The organism is Nocardioides sp., from assembly GCF_036374615.1.
GTDB lineage: Bacteria > Actinomycetota > Actinomycetes > Propionibacteriales > Nocardioidaceae > Nocardioides.
Map to the genome: position 1 here is coordinate 1 of NZ_DASUTK010000067.1, position 16867 is coordinate 16867.

The following is a 16867-nucleotide window of genomic DNA, read 5'->3' on the forward strand; positions in this document are numbered from 1 at the left end:
GGCGTGGATCGCGCGGGTGTCGTCCGTCGCGCTGATCGTGAGCCCCGGGACCGATCGCCCGGTGCGGGTCTGCTCGGTGACCGGTCCGATCATCTCCCAGAACGTCCGGCGGTGTGTGAACCCGGCGTTCTGGAGCCGCCGGTGACCCGCGTCGGAGCCTGCCTCACATCCGGAACGCACCTCGACTGTGCGTACGCCGCCCTGCGCCTGCCCCCGAATCCAGTCCAGCAGCAGCGACCAGCCCACCGAGGACAGCTCGTCGTGAACGGTGGCACCCAGGCGCGGGTGGCTGGAGATCCAGGCATGGAAGACCGGGTCACCCGGGTCGGTGAGAGCCACCCACCACTGGCTCACCGATCCCTCGGAGTCACGGACGACGAGCTCGATGGCCGTCGACGCTGTGGGCTCGAGGTCGGCGCGCACGTCCTCGAGCGAGTCGGGGCAGAACCCGAACGCGTCGATCCGCTCGGCGGCGAGCATCTCGAACACCTCGGGCGCGTGGGCACCCGTGGCTGGCTCGAGAGTGAAGCCGGCGGGGAGTCCCGCCGGCAGCAGGACGGACATGGATCGAGTGTCCAGCGGCGCTGCCCGCCCGGCAACTGATTTCCGCGTCGCCTCAGCCCAGGTCTCGCCGGCGTAGCTGATCCGGTGAGTTCTCGGTGGCGCAGAAGAGAAGGCCCGCCGGATCGCGCAGGACGTGCCAGCCGTGGCCGCGGCCGATGTCCTCGGCGCCGACGCCGACCAGCCGTCGTACCTCGGCATCGAGGTCGTCCGTGCCGAGGTCGAGGTGCGCGCGTACCGGACCGGTGGGCTCGTCGAGGCGCTGGAAGAGCAGCTGGATCGGGGATCCCGCGTCGTCGTGCCACTTTCCTGCGAACTCGGGTGCCGACGAGTCCACCCACCGGCCGCGGAGCAGCTCGCGCCAGAACGCCACCTCGCGGTCGTGGACCTCGATGGGCGAGTCGACGCAGACCTGCGCCAGCCGTGTGCGGTGGCCGTCCTCGCCCCATGTGACCGGCGCGGGCGGGTCGTCGTTCGCGACGCCGAGCACACAGAACGGAAGGCCGCCCGGTGACTGCAACGTCTGCCAGCGCCGGTGCCGTGCGACGTACGTGGCGCCGAGCCGCTCCGCACGCCGTACCAGGGAGCGCGAGTCGCGAGTCTCGAGGTCGATGTGCACGCGTGGTGGCCCGTCGATCTCTTGAAGGTGGACGTACGCCGTCCCGGTGGGCGGCTCGAAGCTCCGCAGCTCGGGGTGACCGGACCAGGCCGCACCCGCCCGCCACCCCAGCGCCTGCGACCAGAACTCGGCTGATTCCGCGTGGCTGGTGGCGGGGACGTCGAGCACGGCGTGGACCCAGCCCATCCGGTCAGGCTAGACGACATATTCCAAGGGGTGCCGGATCAGCGAGCGGCGCATCCGCGCCCGATCCGGCAAGGCGGACGAGCGAAGGCGGGCCGGAGGCCCGTCGAGTCGAGGACAACGCCGCCGGTCGGGATGCGGGGCGTCGCGAGCCCGGCATCTCCCCTTGGAATATGTCGTCTAGGGACGGCTGGGCTCGAGCCGCTTCCCCCTCAGGCGGGTGACGCGTCATCGAGGCCGAGGATGTTCCCTTCGCTGTCCTTGAACCAGGCGCCACGACCCATGCCCTCGAAGGAGGCGATGTCTCCGTCCCAGGTGACACCGGGGAGGTCGTAGGTCTCGAACTCGATCCCTCGCGACTTCAGGTCCGCCACCTCCGCGTCGACATCGGTCACGTGCCACTGCGCGACCGTGTGGCCGGCCGTGCCCGCGAACTCTGTCTCGTAGAGCAGGAAGTACGTCCCGCCGCCGGTCTGGTACACCAGACCCCCCGGGAACTCCTGGACCGGTGTCAGGCCGAGCTTGTCGGCGTAGAAGCTGCGAGCGCGTCCCAGGTCGGCGGCCGGGATGTTGGCTGTCACGGTGCTGTCGGTCAGCATGTCCTCCCCCTTGCGGTCGGTCCCCCTGCCTTCGCCGGAGTGTCCGAGCCCGCTCCCGCTCGTCACGCTAGTCCTCGTCGGGACCGGTGAATAGAGTCGGTGCGTGACCCGCTACGGCGCCCAGTTCGGCCCCGACATCACCTTCCTCGGCGTGCCCTCCTGCGACCTCGACGACGAGGCGTCGTACGCCGACGCGGACGTCGTCGTGCTCGGTGCCCCGTTCGACGGCGGCACGTCCCACCGGCCAGGCACGCGGTTCGGGCCGCAGGCGATCCGGAGCACCGACTACCTCCCGCACGACGGCTCGCGGCCGCACCTGGCACTGCGGACCGACGGGCTGCTCGATCTCGCGGTCGTGGACGCCGGCGACGTCGAGATGTACTCCGGTGACATCGAGACCGCGCTTCCGGCCCTGGAGGCAGCAGTGGAGAAGATCGCCCGGGCGGGCGCGATCCCGGTCGTGCTCGGCGGCGACCACTCGGTCACCTACCCGGACGCGAAGGGCGTCGCCAACGCGCTCGGCCACGGCCGGGTCTCGATGATCCACTTCGACGCGCACGCCGACACCGGCGACATCGAGTTCGGCTCGCTGTGGGGGCACGGCCAGCCGATGCGGCGGCTGATCGAGTCCGGCGCGCTGCGCGGCGACCGGTTCCTCCAGGTCGGGCTGCGCGGCTACTGGCCCGGCCCCGAGACGCTGGACTGGATGGCCGGCCAGCGGATGCGGTCCTACGAGATGACCGAGATCGGTGCTCGCGGCCTGACCGAGTGCCTGACCGAGGCGTTCGGGATCGCCACCGACGAGTGCGAGGGCGTCTTCCTCTCCGTCGACATCGACGTGTGCGACCCGGGCCACGCCCCGGGCACGGGTACGCCGGAGCCCGGTGGGTTCTCCGCACGCGACCTGCTCGACAGCGTCCGCCGGATCTGCCTGGAGCTGCCGGTGGTCGGCGTCGACGTGGTCGAGGTGAGCCCGCCGTACGACCACGCTGACATCACCGCCGCGCTCGCGAACCGGGTCGTGCTCGAGGCGCTGTCGGCGATCGCCCGCAAGCGCCGCGACGAGCGGGACGGCACGACCTGGGACCCGCGTCGGCCGCTGCTCGACCGATGACGCACGAGCTGACCCGCGAGCAGGCTCGCCGGATCGCGGTGCGGGCGCAGCTGCTCACCGACGAACGGCCCACCGACCTGCTCGACCTGGTGCGCCACCTCACCTACCTGCAGGACGACCCGGCCGCGGCGATCGCTCCCAGCGCCCACGTCGTCGCGTGGAGCCGGCTGGGTCCGGCGTACCGCCGCGCGGAGCTGGACGACGCGGTCGCGGCAGGGGACCTGATCGACCTCCATCAGCTGCTGCGTCCGGCCGAGGACCTGGCGCTGTACCGCGCAGAGATGGCTGCCTGGCCCGGGGTCGGTGAGCTCAAGGACTGGGAGCACGGGCTGGCGCGCTGGGTCGAGGCCAACGACGACTGCCGTCGCGACATCCTCGACAAGCTGTACGACGAGGGCCCGCTCACGAGTCGGGAGCTTCCCGACGTCACCCTGATCCCGTGGAAGTCGAGCGGCTGGAACGACGACCGCAACGTCCGGATGCTGCTGTCGATGATGGTGCAGCGTGGGGAGGTCGCCTCGCCCGGACGCGAGGGACGCGAACGGCTGTGGGACCTCGCCGAGCGGGTGTACCCGGACGTCGAGCCGGTGCCGCTCGAGGACGCGCTGCGGATCCGCGCCGAGCGGCGGCTGACCTCGCTCGGGATCGCGCGGGCGAAGTCGGCCAAGATGCCCGGAGAGCCGAACCACGTCGGCGATGCCGGTGAACCGGCGGTCGTCGAGGGGGTGCGAGGGACGTGGCGGGTCGACCCGGCGTACCTCGACGATGGCTTCGAGCCGCGCACCGCCCTGCTGTCACCGCTGGACCGGCTGGTCTACGACCGCAAGCGGATGAGCGAGCTGTTCGAGTTCGACTACCAGCTCGAGATGTACAAGCCGAAGGCCAAGCGCCGGTGGGGCTACTGGGCGATGCCGATCCTGCACGGGGACCGGCTGGTCGGGAAGCTTGACGCCACCGCCGAGCGCGACCGGGGTGTGCTGCGGGTCGACGCCGTCCACGAGGACGAGCCGTTCGACGCCGCCCTGACAGGGGCCGTCGACGCGGAGATCGAGAGCCTCGCCACCTGGCTGGACCTGACCGTCGAGCGACCCTGACCAGCGACCCTGACCAGCGACCCTGACCGCGGCGTGTGCCTGAGAGTGCGCCAGGGCGCACTCTCAGGCACACGAGGCGACATGAGAGGGTCCCCGCATGCGAGCGCGGATCGGTGTGGCGACGGCGGCGGAGGTGCCCGACCTCGACGACGAGGGACGGCTGTTCCTGACCGCGTTGCAGGACCGTGGCCTAGCCGCCGAGCCGGCCGTGTGGGACGCCGACCTCGACTGGGCGTCGTACGACCTCGTCGTCGTCCGCTCGACGTGGGACTACGCCGAGCGACTGTCGGAGTTCCTGGCCTGGGCCGACCGGGTCTCGGCAGCGACGCGGTTGCTGAACTCGGCCGAGGTGCTCCACTGGAACACCGACAAGCGCTACCTCGCCGACCTCGAGCGGGCCGGCGTCCCGATCGTGCCGACCCAGTTCCTGGCGCCCGGGGAGGGACCGCATCACCGGTTCGAGCACGTCGAGCACGTGGTCAAGCCGGTGGTGTCCGCCGGCTCGCGCGGCACGCTCCGACTCGGGCCCGACGAGGTCGAGCGGTCGCACGCGCACGCCGCGACCCTGCTCGACGCGGGACGTGGCGTGATGGTGCAGCCCTACCTGCACGAGGTGGACGAGCACGGCGAGACGGCGCTGCTGTACGTCGACGGCCGGTTCTCGCACGCGATGCGCAAGGGTCCGCTGCTCACCCCCGGCATGTCGCTCACCGAGGAGCTCTTCCTGCAGGAGGAGATGTCGCCCCGGGATGCATCGAACGCCGAGCGCGAGCTGGCGGACGCGATCCTCGAGGCCGTGCCGGCGGCGCTCCACGGTGACCTGCTGTACGCCCGGGTCGATCTGTTGCCGAGCCCCGAGGGGCCGCGTCTACTCGAGCTCGAGCTCGCCGAGCCGTCGCTCTTCCTCGACCATCACCCGCCGGCGGCGGGCGCCCTCGCAGACGCGGTGGTCCGCCGGCTGAGCTGACAGCGGTCGCGGGTGGCGTGAGCGGTCTCGGTACGTCAGAACAGTTGCGGCACGAAGGTCTGTTCGTGCATCGGCGGCCGTACGTACGGCTCCTGGCGCATCTCCGGGAGCACGACCACGTCGGGCGAGACGTCTTCGTGAGGGAAGTGACCCACCAGATGGGAGATGCAGTTGAGCCGGGCCGCCCGCTTGTCGTCCGACGGAACGACGTACCAGGGCGCCTGCTTGATGTCGGTGTACTGGAAGGTGGTGTCCTTCGCCATCGAGTAGCGGACGTACAGCTCGTGCTCGGCGAGGTCCATGTCGGAGAGCTTCCAGCGCTTCAGCGGCTCAGCGTTGCGAGCCTCGAACCGCTTGCGCTGCTCGTCGAACGACACCGAGAACCAGTACTTGAGGACGGTGATCCCAGAGCGCACCAACATCCGCTCGAACTCCGGGCACGACCTGAGGAACTCCTGGTGCTCCTCCTCGGAGCAGTAGCCCATCACCCACTCGACGTTCGAGCGGTTGTACCAGCTGCGGTCGAACAGCACCATCTCGCCGGCGGCCGGCAGGTGCTCGACGTACCGCTGGAAGTACCACTGTGTGCGTTGCCGCTCGCTGGGCTTGGGGAGCGCCACCACGCGGACGGTGCGCGGGCTGGTGCGCTCGGTGATCCGCTTGATCACCCCACCCTTACCGGCCGAGCCCCGGCCCTCGAAGATCACCAGCACCTTGAGGCCCTGCCGCTGGATCCAGTACTGCAGCTGAACGAGCTGCTCCTGCAGCCGTTCGATCTCGGCGTCGTAGGTAGAGCCGCGCAGCTGCCCTTCCTCGTGTAGCGCGCGGGGTCTCGACCCTCGGTCGGTCGATCGTGGGCGTCGTCGGCGCCGGCCGGCGGTGAGGCGGTCGTCATGACTCACCCTGTCCCGCTCCGCGGTCGGCGCGCAAGGGCACGACTCGGCGCGCACAGGGCACGACTCGGCCAGTAGCGTCGGGTCATGGGTGCGACGGTCTGGGAGCGGCAGCCGCCACCGGCGTCCGCGGTGGAGCACGCACTGGGTGGCGTCCGGGACGCCTGTTTCTGGATCGAGGACGCCCCGGGTGCGCGGTACGACCCGTTGACGGGCGATCACACGACCGATCTCGCCGTGGTCGGCGGCGGGTACGCCGGGCTGTGGACGGCGGTCCGGGCGAAGCAGCGTGACCCCGGTCGACGGGTGCTGCTGGTCGAGGCCCACCAGCTCGGGTGGGCGGCCTCGGGCCGCAACGGGGGCTTCTGCGAGGCCAGCATCACCCACGGCGAGGAGAACGGCCGCTCGCGCTGGCCCGATGAGTACGACGAGCTGGTGCGACTCGGCGATGCGAACCTCGACGGCATCGAGCAGACCGTGCGCGATCACGACCTCGACGTCGACTTCGAGCGCACCGGCGAGCTCGCGGTCGCGGTCGAGCCGCACCAGGTCGCGTGGCTGGAGGAGATGACGGAGGGCCGGTTCCTGGGAGCCGAGGAGGTCCGATCCGAGGTCGCGAGCCCGACGTACCTCGCGGGGAGGTCGCTGCCGGGGTGCGCGATTGTCCACCCGGCGAAGCTGGTTGCCGAGCTCGGTCGGCTCGCGACCGAGCTCGGCGTTCTGATCGCGGAGGCCACCCCGGTCGAGTCCCTGGAGGCGGACGGCCGCTCCGGGCCGGTCGTGCTGCACACGCCGCGGGGCAGGGTGACTGCGGACCGGGTGGCGCTGGGCACCAACGTGTTCCCGTCGCTGGTACGGCGCTACCGGCCGTTCACGGTGCCGGTCTACGACTACGCGCTGATGACCGAGCCGCTGAGCCGCGAGCAGCTCGACGCGATCGGATGGCGCGGTCGGCAGGGGATCGGCGACCTGGCCAACCAGTTCCATTACTACCGGCTCAGCGCCGACAACCGGATCCTCTTCGGCGGGTACGACGCGGTCTACCGCTTCGGCAAGCGGATCCGCGCCGAGTACGAGCGAGACCCCGGCGTCCACCGGCGGTTGGTCTCGCACCTGTTGACCACGTTCCCCCAGCTCGAGGGGATCCGGGTGACCCACCAGTGGGCGGGCGCGATCGACACCTGCACCCGGTTCTGTGCGTTCTGGGCGACCGCCCACCGGGGACGGGTCGCGCACACGGCCGGCTTCACCGGGCTCGGCGTCGGCGCCACCCGCTTCGCGGCCGACGTGATGCTCGACCTGCTCGAGGGACAGGAGACCGAGCGGACCACGCTGGAGATGGTGCGCCGCAAGCCCCTGCCCTTCCCGCCCGAACCGCTCGCCGGCGTCGGGATCAACCTGACTCGCTGGTCGCTCGACCGCTCCGACCACCGGGAGGGCCGCCGGAACCTGTGGCTGCGCGGTCTCGACCGGATGGGACTCGGATTCGACTCCTGAGGTGGCTCAGCCACCCGCACCCGACCGGAACAGGTCGGGGTGACGGCGTGCGTAGTCCCGGATCGCCCTGAGCAGCCGGCGGGCGTCGCGACCGGCCGGGGTGGCGACGTACCGCACCGACGTCGGCGGACCCGCCTCGACGAGCCGCTCGGCCAGTCCGTGCGCGCACAGGTCGCGCAGCCGCGCCGTGAGCACGGCGTCGCTGACGCCTGGGACGGCGTCGCGGATCAGCGAGAAGCGATCGGCGCCGTCGAGCATCGCCCAGAGCACGGCACCGGCCCACGCTCGGCCGAACAGGGCCAGCGCGCGGTGGACGGCCTCGCAGTCGTCGTGCAGGTCGGACGTGCCCGCCATCACGCGAACCCGTGCCGGTCCAACGGCTCCACGAGATGCTTCTCCTCGTAGTCGAGGTGGTCGAGCAACGTCTCCGACAGCCGATCGACCACGCGCTGCACCTCGGCGAGCGCGGCTTCACCGGACCGGCCGCTCCCCTCGTCGGTCACCAGTCGCACCAGCGCCCGGTCGAACTCCTCCAGCACGCCGTGGATCAGCAGGTGCTCCTCCTCCAGTCGGTCGAGCACCGGAACGAGGCCGGGTTCCACGCGCCGCAGGTGCGGGAACACGCTGCGGTCCTCGAGAGTGTGGTGGCCGGTGACGAACCGGCAGTAGGCCTCGCAGTAGGCCCCCAGCGTCCAGTTGTTCTGGCGCAGCGTCATCGTGTTGACCGCCGAGCGCGCCTGACCGACGGTGAGGTGCCCCTGCCGGACCTGCGCGAGCACGTCCCGGATCTGGGTCAGCTCCGCCCGCAGCCCGTCGTGGATGTCGACGAGGTGCTGCCCGGCGCCGTGCAGGTCACCCACCGGGGCGTCACCGCCCACCACGATCCGTTCCGGCTCGGTCGCCCCCGGCTCCTCACCCGGCTCCAGGCGCGACCGCGACGCCTCCACGAGGTCACGGACCGCTGGCGCCACCTCGGCGGCGAACCGCCGTACGTCGTCGGGGTCGTCGGTCCCGAGCACGAAGCTGCTGATGCCGAGGTCGAGCGCGAGCGTGGCCAGCTGCTCGGCCCAGGCCTGTGGCCGGCCCTGGAGCATGCCGCTACCGCTGCCGAACCGACCCGAGATGTTGTAGATCCGCTTGATCTCGACGGGGTCCCGGCCGGCGGCGACGGCGGCGTCGTCGACGTGCCGGCTCATCGCCACCATCGCCGAGGGGTCCGCGTAGCTCATGCTCGGCACCCAGCCGTCGGCGAGTCGGCCGGTCAGGCGCAGCATCCGCGGCTTGTAGGCGCCGATCCAGACCGGGATGTCGTGGGCGGGCGCCGGTCCGGCGTGCAGGCCGACGGCTCGGTAGTGCTCACCTTCGTACCGGACGCTCCCTCCCGCCCAGAACGCCTTGAGGAGCTGCACCGCCTCGGCGAGGGCGTCGACCGCCTCCTTGGGGGTGCGCCGTGGACCGCCGGCGGCCGCGATCGCGTCCCAGAACGCACCGGCCCCGAGCCCGAGCTCGACCCGGCCACCGGTCACCAGGTCGAGCGTCGCGGCCGCCTTCGCCAGCATCACCGGGGGGCGCAGCGGCAGGCTCGCGACGTTCGGGGCCAGCTTGATGCTGCTGGTGCGAGCACCGAGCACGGACAGCAGGGTCCAGGTGTCGAGGTACTTCGACTGGTAGGGGTGATCCTGGACGGACACCAGGTCCAGCCCCTCCACCTCGGCGAGCTGCACGAGTGCGAGCAGCTCGCCGAGGCGGGTCGCCTCTGGGGTGGGGAAGAGCCCGAACTCCAGCTCCTGGCCGTAGTCGGGCATCAGGCCACCATCCCGGGCGCGACCATGCCCAGCGCCTCGGCGTAGCGGCGCGCGGCGGCCGCCTCGCCGTGTCGCGACGAGCGCTCCAGCGCCCGCGTGAGCAGCAGGGCCGCGTACCCGTGCGCGGGATCGCGATCGAGCAGGTCGCGAGCCGCGTCGACGGCCCGGCCCAGCTGCGCCGAGTGGTAGTACGCGCGGGCCAGCAGCTCGCGCGCGGCACCGAGCTCTGAGTCGTGCTCGTGGGTGTCGACGAGGTGCTGCAGGACCTCCGCTGCCGTGTAGTAGTCGCGGTGGCGGAACAGGTCCGCGGCCCAGCGGTAGGCCTCGTGCGCGTCCATGCCCACCATCAGCGCGGTGGTGCGGCTCATGTCGGTCTCCTCACTCTGAGCTCCAACTCTGGAGTTCAGAGTGACTAACATCTTACGAGCCGACTCCATTCCGCCGAGCCCGCCACTCCTGATCGAGCACCGCGAAGATCAGCAGCGTCGTCCACTCGCCCTTGAACCACTCGCCTTCGACGTACGTCGCCTCGTGCCGCATCCCCAGGCGACGGCACACCGCGGCCGACGCCTCGTTGCGCTCGTCGAGCCGGGCAGACACGCGGTGGACCGGCAGCCCGCCGTCGAACGCCAGGTCGATCAGCGCCGCCGTGGCCTCGGTGGCGAACCCCTGGCCCGCATGGTCGGGGTGGAGGACGTAGCCGACCTCCGCGTGCCCGTCGGTCACGCTGTCCCAGATCAGCACCAGGTCCCCGATCATCGCGCCGGTGTCGCGCCGCTCGATCGCCAGGGACAGGACCTGACCCTCGGCGTCGATGACCGACCGGATCCGCTCCGGGTCGGCGAACCGCTGCTGCATCTGCTCGAGGGTGCCGGGCGCGAACGGCACGTACCGGCACACCTCCTCCTGCGAGCGGTAGGCGTGCATGGCCGCGATGTCGCCGCTCCGGTTCAGCGGTCGCAGCAGCAGTCGCTCGGTCACGATCGGGTAGTCGGGCTCGAGTCGCGCGCTGTCGGGCCGCCACTCCGCTCGGTCCCCGCTCGACTCGGCTTGGCTCTCGTGCCCTGCAGTCACCGGGTTCCCCTCTTGGTCCACGGATTCCATCCAACCGCGCCGCCCTACAGTGAGGAGATGCGGGTCCACGTCGAGATCACCGGCCGAGTGCAGGGGGTGTTCTTCCGCGACTCGTGCCGCAGCGAGGCGCTCCGGCGCGGGGTGAGCGGGTGGGTGCGCAACACCGCGGCGGGCTCGGTCGAGGCGGAGCTCGAGGGTGAGGACGACGCGGTGCAAGCGCTGGTGGACTGGTGCCGAGTGGGCCCGCCGTTCGCGTCGGTCACGGGGGTCTCGGTCTCGCCGCTCACCCCGACCGGCGAGAGCGGCTTCGAGGTCCGCTGACGCCGGCCTGGTGCCGCACCGTCACGCGTTCTTGGCGGCCGCCTCGGCCGCGATCTCGGTCAGCTCGTCGGCGGTGAACGCGCGCAGCACACAGAACTCGTTGCCGTCAGGGTCGGCCATCACGACCCAGGACACGTCGTCTGCCTGACCGACGTCGACCCGGCTGGCGCCGAGTCCCTCGAGCCGCGCCACCTCCGCGGCCTGGTCGATGGGCCGCAGGTCGGGGTGCCAGCGGTTCTTGACGGTCTTGCCCTCCGGCACGCGGAGGAACAGCAGGTCGGGTGCGACGCCGTCCTGGGGGCTGCCCGCCGGCGGCTCGAGGACCACCTGGTCCGCGGTGTCGTAGGTGCGGCGCCAGCCGAGGGCCTGCTCCCAGAAGGAGCCGATCCGATCGGGATCGGTCGTGTCGAGGTTGAAGCACTGGATCGAGAGTCCGGTCATGCCCGGCACCCTCGCACCCCACCTGACCTGCTGCACCCGGTTTTCCGGTCGCGGGCCGTCGGTCGACCTGCCTACTCTCGGCGCATGGCGGACACCGACGTACGACGCGCGACGACCGCGGACGCCGCGGTGGTCGGACGGCTGCTCTACGACTTCAACACCGAGTTCGAGGCCGAGACCCCGTCGGCGGACGAGCTCGCGGGGCGCTTCGCCCGGCTGATCGCACGTGACGACGTGATCGTGCTGCTCTCCGGCGGGGCCGACCCGACCGGGTTCGCCTACCTGACGCTGCGACCCGCGCCCTACTACGACGGGCCGCTCGCCCAGCTCGAGGAGCTGTACGTCGTGCCGGCGCTGCGCGACCAGGGCATCGGCAGCGCGCTCCTGGGCACGGCGCTCGAGCTCTGCCGCGAGCGGTCCGCGGGCGAGATGCACATCAACGTCGACGAGATCGACCATGACACCCGTCGCTTCTACGAGCGACACGGCTTCGTGAACATCGCGCCCGGCACCGACTACCGGATGCTGTTCTACGAGATCGAGCTGTAGCGGCACCGCGCGGGGGGGTGGACAGCCGCTGGGCGGGCGCGGCAGGGTTCCGGACATGCGAACTCTCGGGATCCTCGGCACCTCTCTCCTGCTCACCGCCACGCTCGGGATGCTGCCCGGCGCCAGGGCCACCGCCGAGCCGCGCGGCTCGGGCGACGACGGCTGGGATGTCCGGGTCGTCGACCCCGACCAGAGCTTCCGCGGCCTCGACGCGGTGAACCGCAACGTCGCCTGGGTGAGCGGCGGCAGCATGACCGGCGGCAGCGGCAAGGTCTACCGCACCGTCGACGGAGGCACGACGTGGGACGACGTGACGCCACCCGGCACCGAGGGGCTCTCCCTCCGCGACGTCGAGGCGCGCAACGCGCGCACTGCCGTCGTGCTCTCCGTCGGTCTCGGCGAGAGCTCCCGGATCTGGCGCACGACGGACGGCGGTACGACGTGGACCGAGACGTTCCGCAACACCGAGGAGACCGCCTTCTACAACTGCCTCGACTTCTACCCGGGCGGCCGTCGGGGGCTCGCGGTGAGCGACCCGGTGGACGGCAGGTTCCGGATCGCGGCGACCAACGACCGCGGCCGCACCTGGCGGGTGCTGCCGGACGCAGAGATGCCGGACTCCACCGGCGAGGCCAACTTCTCCGCCAGTGGCGACTGCCTGGTGATCGCCGGACGCACGGCCTGGTTCGGCTCGGGCGGGACGAGCGCGCGAGTGTTCCGCTCCACCGATCGTGGCCACACCTGGCACGTGAGCGACTCGACGCTGCCCCCCGGTGACGCGGCGGGGGTGTTCGCGCTGGCCTTCCGCACGCCACGCCACGGCGTGGCAGTCGGCGGCGACTTCGCCGCCCCCGACGACGGGACCGACGCCTCGGCGTACACCCGGACCGGGCGCGCGTGGACCCCGGGCGGCGACCTCACCCACCTCGCCGAGGACGCAGCCTGGCGGCGGGGCGCGGTGCTGGCGGTCGGGGAGGGCGCCGACGACCAGGGGACGGTGTTCGGCGGGACCAGCCTCAGCACCGATGGCGGCCGGACCTGGCGGCTGGTGAGCGAGGAGCGCTTCCACACCCTCGACTGCACGCCGCAACGGGTCTGCTGGGCTGCGGGTGCGGGCGGGCGGGTCGGCCGCTGGTGACGCCACCGCTGAGTTCGGGGTCGCCCGGAGGTCGGATCGCCTGGATCCTGTAGGTGGATCACCTGGAATCACTCCGAGCCGAAGGAGCACAGCATGCGCACCCTGATCGTCACCGAGTTCATGTCCCTCGACGGCGTCGTCGACTCGCCGGGCGGAGGCGACCACCCGCATGCCGGCTGGACCTTCACCGAGGTGGCTCCCGTGCCGGAGGCCTACGAGCTGAAGGGCCGCGAGCAGGACGAGGCCGACGCGTTGATGGTCGGCCGCGTGAGCTGGCAGGACTTCCACGAGGTCTGGCCGACCATGGCGGAGTTCGAGCGCTACAACCAGATCCCGAAGTACGTCGTCTCCTCCACCCTCACCGAGGCCGACGTCGCGGCGTCTCCGTGGCAGCCGATGACGCTGCTCTCCTCGCTCGACGACGTGGCGGCCCTCAAGGAGACCGATGGCGGCCAGATCCAGGTGCACGGCAGCGCCACGCTGGCCCAGAACCTCGCGAAGGCCGGACTGGTCGACCGCTACCACCTGCTCGTGTTCCCGCTGGTCCTGGGCGGCGGGAAGCGGCTGTTCCCCACTGATGGCGACTTCGCCAAGCTGGAGCTGGCGGAGCAGGCGACGTACTCCAACGGGATCCAGAAGCTCTGCTACGACGTGGTGCGCTGACGTGGCCCGTGTGACAGCCGACATGGCGGTGTCGCTGGACCTGGTGGGTGCCGGACGCGACCAGTCCGCCGAGCACCCGTTCGGCCCGAAGGTCGGAGAACGGCTCCACACCTGGATGTTCGAGCACCGCGACGACAGTGCCGACGAGATCGCCGCGATCACCACCGCGACGGCCTACGTGATGGGTCGCCACATGTTCGGCCCCGACCGGGGGGAGTGGGACCTGTCCTGGACCGGCTGGTGGGGACCCGACCCGCCGTACCACGCGCCGGTCTTCGTGCTCGGGAGCAGGGAGCGGGAGTCGGTGGAGATGGCGGGCGGCACCACCTTCCACTTCGTCACCGGTGGGATCGAGGAGGCCCTTGCCCGCGCCGGCGAGGCAGCGGGCGACGGCGAGGTGTCGATCGCCGGTGGGGTGACGACCCTCAACGCGTACCTGGCGGCCGGCCTGGTCGACGAGCTAAGGCTGCACGTCGTCCCGTTCACCGTCGGCGAAGGGCTCCGGGTCTTCGACGGCGTCGGTGACATCGCGCTGCGCCCGGTCTCTGCCCGCACCACTCCGCACGTCACGCACCTGACGTGGCGCGCCGAGGACTAGGGTTCGGGACTCTTCCTAGGGCTGGTCGTCCTCCACGACCCGCATCGCCGAGGCTTCCGGGCCGTCACCGTCGTACGGTGCGTCCTCACCGGCGGCACCGCCGAGCACGTCCTGATCGGCCGGGATCGCGTCCGGGTCGTCCCCGCCGATCATCCGGTTCTCCTCGCGCTCGGCCCGCCCGTCGGGAGCGCCGTACGCCGTGCCCTGCTCGGGCTGCTCCTGGTTGAAGCGCTGGTCGAGCGTCTCGCCGCCGTCGGTCTCGACGCCGAGGAACTCCGCCCCCCGCGGCATCCGGTCCGGCGGGCTCCAGGGCTCGTCGGCCCCGGCGCTCGGGTCATCGAGGTTGCGGTCGGCCTCGTCCTGCTCCCAGGGATCGAGGTCGGTCTCTCCCCAGTCGCCCTCGTTCCGCTGCCGTGTCATGGAACCACCGTGCCTCGCGGCCGCCCTGCGGGCAACCACCCTTCCGGGCGGACCCTCAGACCCTCTTCACGTAGCGGTGCGCGGTGACCGGGATCGGGCCGTCGGGGCCGGGCGCGTGGTGGGTGAAGGCACCCTCGTCACGCCAGCCCTGGCGCTCGTAGAACGCTCGGGCGCGGGCGTTGCCGCCGACGACCGCCAGCCACGCGGACTCGTGACCGGCGTCGCGGATCAGTCGCTCGGCGGCCTGGAGCAGCAACGCCGCGGCGCCGGTCCCCCGACCGGCCGGCGCGACGTACACCTGGTCGACCTCGTCGCCCTCGGTCATCACGAATCCGACCACCTCACCGTCGACGTCCGCGACCCGCGTGTCAGCGACCCGCCGAGCGGCGCGCTCAGCGAACGACTCCGAGGTGCGGACGGTGAGCAGCACGTCGGGCACCTCCCCGGGATGGACCTCGTGCCAGCCCTCCTCCCAGATCGCCGCGACCCGCTCGGCATCAGCCGCTGCGGCGGGTCGGACCGCAGCGCCCGTCACGCGCTGCCCCGCGGAGTGCCGAGCCGGAACTCGCGACGGAACCGCCAGAGTGCCGCGACCTTGCCGACCCCCGAGGGTCGGTTGCCCATGGTGCGGAACAGCTCGAGCGTTCGTTGCCCCGGTGTGACCCGCCAGGTGGCGCGGCACGGCGCAGCACCGGCGTTCCACATCGCGTGCGCGGTGCGAGGCGGTACGCCGAACGACTCCCCGGCACGGACGACCCGCTCGGTCCCGTCAGCCCGGACCGTGAGCTCGCCCTCGTGCACCTCGAAGTGCTCCTGCTGGGTCGGGTGCCAATGGGTCCGTGGCGCAGCGCCGCCTGTCTGCCAGGTGCACTCGAGCACCAGCTCGGCGGGGGTGGACGACACCACCCGCAGCTGCTGCCTCGAGGAGAGGTCGATCAGATCACTCCTCACGGTGTGCATCTTGGGTCCGGCTCTCCAGGACCGCAAGGTCGCGCTCGGCGTACTGCCGGTGCCAGTACTCCTCGTTGAGCACGACGTGGAGGCACTCCTTGACCGCCACCGGGCGCGGCGGTGGCCAGCCCTCGCCCTCCGGGGTCACCGTCGAGGCGAGCTGCTCCTCCGTCAGGCCGTCGAGGACCCGCCGGACATCCGCCTGGCGCTCCCGCCGCAGTGTCTGCACCTCGTCCAGCGACGGCCGGGCGTCGATCGTGAGCCCGAGGTCCGACAGCGCCGGGGCACTCTCCCACGGCAGCGCGAGCGGGTGGAACGGCTGCGCCTCGCCGAGCACGGCGCGGTTGACCCAGGCCGAGGTCGCGAACATCAGGTGCCGCAGGGTCTGGATGAACGACCACTCGTCGTCGACCGACTCGTCGAGCTGGGAGGGGTCGAGAGCGCGGGCCCGCGCGACGGTCCCCTCCCAGAGCCGCTCCAGCTCGTCCCAGGCCGTCAGGAAACCGTCGCGGTCGTCCGGCCTGAGCCGTCCGAGCAGCGGGTCTCGCCGGACCAGCTCCTGCTCCACGTAGTCGGTCACGTCGACCCCGTTGACCCGCAACCCCCGGATCTCACCGCTGATGTCGACGTCCATCAGCTCCACACCACGCATCCTCACCCGGTAGAGGTCGGTGTCGCGGATGGTCGTGTCGCTCATCGAGGCGAACCGGAACGTCGACCCGCTCAGGTCGGTCCAGTCGAACGTCGAGCCGCTCAGGTCCTCCTTGCCGAACTCAGCCACGGAACGTGTCCCTCCCAGTGGTCGCGCGCCAGCCCGGTGGCGGGTCCTCCCCGACCCGGCCGTCCACGGCCTCGCGCAGCAGGTCGGCGTGGCCGGTGTGGCGGCCGTACTCCTCGACCAGGTCGCAGATCAACCGTCGAAGACTGGCATGCCGGCCGTCCGGATGATGGGCCGCGGCGAGCTGGTCGAGCCCGCCCGCGGCGAGCGCGGTGGAGACCTTCGCACGCACCCGCTCGACCGTCCGGTCGTACAGGTCGTACAGCTCCTCGGGGGTCGCGTCGCCTGTCGTGACGTGCCAGTCCTCGGACTCTCCCGCCCCGTAACGGTCCCACCGCTCGCCGTACGGGCCGTCGTCCAGCTTCTCGGTGACCTGGGCGTCCTCGACCAGCGCGAGATGCTTCAGCAGACCGCCGAGCGTCAGCGACGACGCGCCGACGGTCGTCGAGAGCCCCTCGGCGTCGAGGCCGTCGGTCTTGTAGCGGAACGTCCAGCGCAGTCGGTCGAGCGCCCCGAGCAGATGCTCGGCCTCGTTGCCCGCCATCGGCGGTTCCCAGGGGTCGTCGGTCATGGTCGGTGCGTCGGTCTGCTCGGTCATGGCA

The 16867-nt window shown here is 71.6% G+C and carries 23 protein-coding genes; 9 read left to right on the plus strand and 14 right to left on the minus strand.

The genetic code is table 11. The features are described from left to right. The 3 genes from VFZ39_RS05545 to VFZ39_RS05555 all read right to left on the minus strand — a co-directional run. Positions 1-564, minus strand: a 564-nt coding sequence (locus VFZ39_RS05545; RefSeq protein WP_330864733.1) for a hypothetical protein, incomplete at its 3' end; no start/stop codon positions are given. 52 nt (positions 565-616) lie between these two features. Then, positions 617-1366 carry a VOC family protein gene (locus VFZ39_RS05550; protein ID WP_330864734.1) on the minus strand — a complete coding sequence of 250 codons (750 nt, stop codon included), beginning with the start codon at positions 1364-1366 and terminating at the stop codon, positions 617-619. 209 nt (positions 1367-1575) lie between these two features. Next, positions 1576-1962: a VOC family protein gene (locus VFZ39_RS05555; RefSeq protein ID WP_330864735.1), complete on the minus strand. Its 387-nt coding sequence runs from the start codon at positions 1960-1962 to the stop codon at positions 1576-1578. 103 nt (positions 1963-2065) lie between these two features. Between VFZ39_RS05555 and speB the strand changes: the two genes are divergently transcribed. The 3 genes from speB (at position 2066) to VFZ39_RS05570 (ending at position 5137) form a co-directional block, all read left to right on the plus strand. Next, complete coding sequence (gene speB / locus VFZ39_RS05560) at positions 2066-3076, plus strand: agmatinase (RefSeq protein ID WP_330864736.1); 1011 nt, start codon at positions 2066-2068, stop codon at positions 3074-3076. Next, the gene (locus VFZ39_RS05565) at positions 3073-4170 is read left to right on the plus strand and encodes a DNA glycosylase AlkZ-like family protein (RefSeq protein ID WP_330864737.1); all 1098 of its coding nucleotides are present in this window, start codon (positions 3073-3075) and stop codon (positions 4168-4170) included. Before speB ends, VFZ39_RS05565 begins: the two co-directional genes overlap by 4 nt. 97 nt (positions 4171-4267) lie before the next feature. Continuing rightward, positions 4268-5137, plus strand: coding sequence for an ATP-grasp domain-containing protein (locus VFZ39_RS05570; RefSeq protein WP_330864738.1), 870 nt, complete (start codon positions 4268-4270; stop codon positions 5135-5137). A 35-nt stretch (positions 5138-5172) separates the two neighbouring features. On the opposite strand, the gene ppk2 is transcribed toward VFZ39_RS05570, so the two are convergent. Continuing rightward, positions 5173-6039, minus strand: coding sequence for a polyphosphate kinase 2 (gene ppk2, locus VFZ39_RS05575; protein ID WP_330864739.1), 867 nt, complete (start codon positions 6037-6039; stop codon positions 5173-5175). A 78-nt stretch (positions 6040-6117) separates the two neighbouring features. On the opposite strand from ppk2, the gene VFZ39_RS05580 reads away from it, so the two are divergent. After that, entirely contained in the window at positions 6118-7527 is a 1410-nt protein-coding gene (locus VFZ39_RS05580) for an NAD(P)/FAD-dependent oxidoreductase (protein ID WP_330864740.1), read from the plus strand. A gap of 6 nt (positions 7528-7533) precedes the next feature. Here the strand turns inward: VFZ39_RS05580 and VFZ39_RS05585 are convergent, their stop codons facing one another. From VFZ39_RS05585 to VFZ39_RS05600, 4 genes are read right to left on the minus strand one after another with little or no spacing between them, the layout of a single operon-like run. Next, positions 7534-7881 carry a winged helix-turn-helix transcriptional regulator gene (locus VFZ39_RS05585; RefSeq protein WP_330864741.1) on the minus strand — a complete coding sequence of 116 codons (348 nt, stop codon included), beginning with the start codon at positions 7879-7881 and terminating at the stop codon, positions 7534-7536. Next, entirely contained in the window at positions 7881-9332 is a 1452-nt protein-coding gene (locus tag VFZ39_RS05590; protein WP_330864742.1) for an LLM class flavin-dependent oxidoreductase, read from the minus strand. The genes VFZ39_RS05585 and VFZ39_RS05590 overlap by 1 nt, the downstream gene beginning before the upstream one ends. Continuing rightward, positions 9332-9700: a tetratricopeptide repeat protein gene (locus VFZ39_RS05595; RefSeq protein WP_330864743.1), complete on the minus strand. Its 369-nt coding sequence runs from the start codon at positions 9698-9700 to the stop codon at positions 9332-9334. Before VFZ39_RS05595 ends, VFZ39_RS05590 begins: the two co-directional genes overlap by 1 nt. A 52-nt stretch (positions 9701-9752) precedes the next feature. Then, entirely contained in the window at positions 9753-10406 is a 654-nt protein-coding gene (locus VFZ39_RS05600; protein ID WP_330864744.1) for a GNAT family N-acetyltransferase, read from the minus strand. Positions 10407-10463: 57 nt separating this feature from the next. Between VFZ39_RS05600 and VFZ39_RS05605 the strand changes: the two genes are divergently transcribed. Then, entirely contained in the window at positions 10464-10727 is a 264-nt protein-coding gene (locus tag VFZ39_RS05605; RefSeq protein WP_330864745.1) for an acylphosphatase, read from the plus strand. Positions 10728-10748: 21 nt separating this feature from the next. On the opposite strand, the gene VFZ39_RS05610 is transcribed toward VFZ39_RS05605, so the two are convergent. Then, positions 10749-11168, minus strand: a complete 420-nt coding sequence (locus VFZ39_RS05610; RefSeq protein WP_330864746.1) for a VOC family protein — start codon at positions 11166-11168, stop codon at positions 10749-10751. Positions 11169-11252: 84 nt separating this feature from the next. Between VFZ39_RS05610 and VFZ39_RS05615 the strand changes: the two genes are divergently transcribed. The 4 genes from VFZ39_RS05615 (at position 11253) to VFZ39_RS05630 (ending at position 14116) form a co-directional block, all read left to right on the plus strand. Beyond that, the gene (locus VFZ39_RS05615; protein WP_330864747.1) at positions 11253-11717 is read left to right on the plus strand and encodes a GNAT family N-acetyltransferase; all 465 of its coding nucleotides are present in this window, start codon (positions 11253-11255) and stop codon (positions 11715-11717) included. 55 nt (positions 11718-11772) lie between these two features. Next, a complete protein-coding gene (locus VFZ39_RS05620) occupies positions 11773-12855 on the plus strand; it encodes an oxidoreductase (protein ID WP_330864748.1) in 1083 nt (360 codons plus the stop codon). 93 nt (positions 12856-12948) lie between these two features. Then, the gene (locus VFZ39_RS05625) at positions 12949-13518 is read left to right on the plus strand and encodes a dihydrofolate reductase family protein (protein ID WP_330864749.1); all 570 of its coding nucleotides are present in this window, start codon (positions 12949-12951) and stop codon (positions 13516-13518) included. Position 13519: 1 nt separating this feature from the next. Continuing rightward, on the plus strand, positions 13520-14116 hold the full coding sequence (locus VFZ39_RS05630; RefSeq protein ID WP_330864750.1) for a dihydrofolate reductase family protein: 597 nt from the start codon (positions 13520-13522) through the stop codon (positions 14114-14116). 15 nt (positions 14117-14131) lie between these two features. Here the strand turns inward: VFZ39_RS05630 and VFZ39_RS05635 are convergent, their stop codons facing one another. The 5 genes from VFZ39_RS05635 to VFZ39_RS05655 are packed head-to-tail and all read right to left on the minus strand — an operon-like array spanning position 14132 to position 16863. After that, positions 14132-14536: a hypothetical protein gene (locus VFZ39_RS05635; RefSeq protein ID WP_330864751.1), complete on the minus strand. Its 405-nt coding sequence runs from the start codon at positions 14534-14536 to the stop codon at positions 14132-14134. 55 nt (positions 14537-14591) lie between these two features. Then, positions 14592-15071, minus strand: coding sequence for a GNAT family N-acetyltransferase (locus VFZ39_RS05640; RefSeq protein ID WP_330864752.1), 480 nt, complete (start codon positions 15069-15071; stop codon positions 14592-14594). Beyond that, entirely contained in the window at positions 15068-15487 is a 420-nt protein-coding gene (locus VFZ39_RS05645; RefSeq protein WP_330864753.1) for a cupin domain-containing protein, read from the minus strand. The genes VFZ39_RS05640 and VFZ39_RS05645 overlap by 4 nt, the downstream gene beginning before the upstream one ends. Continuing rightward, a complete protein-coding gene (locus VFZ39_RS05650; RefSeq protein ID WP_330864754.1) occupies positions 15477-16268 on the minus strand; it encodes a DinB family protein in 792 nt (263 codons plus the stop codon). The genes VFZ39_RS05645 and VFZ39_RS05650 overlap by 11 nt, the downstream gene beginning before the upstream one ends. Further along, positions 16261-16863 (minus strand): DUF664 domain-containing protein, encoded by a 603-nt coding sequence (locus VFZ39_RS05655; RefSeq protein WP_330864755.1) that lies wholly within the window; start codon positions 16861-16863, stop codon positions 16261-16263. Before VFZ39_RS05655 ends, VFZ39_RS05650 begins: the two co-directional genes overlap by 8 nt. Between the last annotated feature and the right edge of the window lie 4 nt (positions 16864-16867).

Bases quoted from the DNA above. Each gene is read 5' to 3' on its own strand.
- VFZ39_RS05550 (WP_330864734.1), bottom strand. From the start codon at position 1,366: ATGGGCTGGGTCCACGCCGTGCTCGACGTCCCCGCCACCAGCCACGCG.
- VFZ39_RS05555 (WP_330864735.1), bottom strand. From the start codon at position 1,962: ATGCTGACCGACAGCACCGTGACAGCCAACATCCCGGCCGCCGACCTG.
- VFZ39_RS05565 (WP_330864737.1), top strand. From the start codon at position 3,073: ATGACGCACGAGCTGACCCGCGAGCAGGCTCGCCGGATCGCGGTGCGG.
- VFZ39_RS05570 (WP_330864738.1), top strand. From the start codon at position 4,268: ATGCGAGCGCGGATCGGTGTGGCGACGGCGGCGGAGGTGCCCGACCTC.
- VFZ39_RS05580 (WP_330864740.1), top strand. From the start codon at position 6,118: ATGGGTGCGACGGTCTGGGAGCGGCAGCCGCCACCGGCGTCCGCGGTG.
- VFZ39_RS05585 (WP_330864741.1), bottom strand. From the start codon at position 7,881: ATGGCGGGCACGTCCGACCTGCACGACGACTGCGAGGCCGTCCACCGC.
- VFZ39_RS05590 (WP_330864742.1), bottom strand. From the start codon at position 9,332: ATGCCCGACTACGGCCAGGAGCTGGAGTTCGGGCTCTTCCCCACCCCA.
- VFZ39_RS05595 (WP_330864743.1), bottom strand. From the start codon at position 9,700: ATGAGCCGCACCACCGCGCTGATGGTGGGCATGGACGCGCACGAGGCC.
- VFZ39_RS05605 (WP_330864745.1), top strand. From the start codon at position 10,464: ATGCGGGTCCACGTCGAGATCACCGGCCGAGTGCAGGGGGTGTTCTTC.
- VFZ39_RS05610 (WP_330864746.1), bottom strand. From the start codon at position 11,168: ATGACCGGACTCTCGATCCAGTGCTTCAACCTCGACACGACCGATCCC.
- VFZ39_RS05615 (WP_330864747.1), top strand. From the start codon at position 11,253: ATGGCGGACACCGACGTACGACGCGCGACGACCGCGGACGCCGCGGTG.
- VFZ39_RS05620 (WP_330864748.1), top strand. From the start codon at position 11,773: ATGCGAACTCTCGGGATCCTCGGCACCTCTCTCCTGCTCACCGCCACG.
- VFZ39_RS05625 (WP_330864749.1), top strand. From the start codon at position 12,949: ATGCGCACCCTGATCGTCACCGAGTTCATGTCCCTCGACGGCGTCGTC.
- VFZ39_RS05635 (WP_330864751.1), bottom strand. From the start codon at position 14,536: ATGACACGGCAGCGGAACGAGGGCGACTGGGGAGAGACCGACCTCGAT.
- VFZ39_RS05655 (WP_330864755.1), bottom strand. From the start codon at position 16,863: ATGACCGAGCAGACCGACGCACCGACCATGACCGACGACCCCTGGGAA.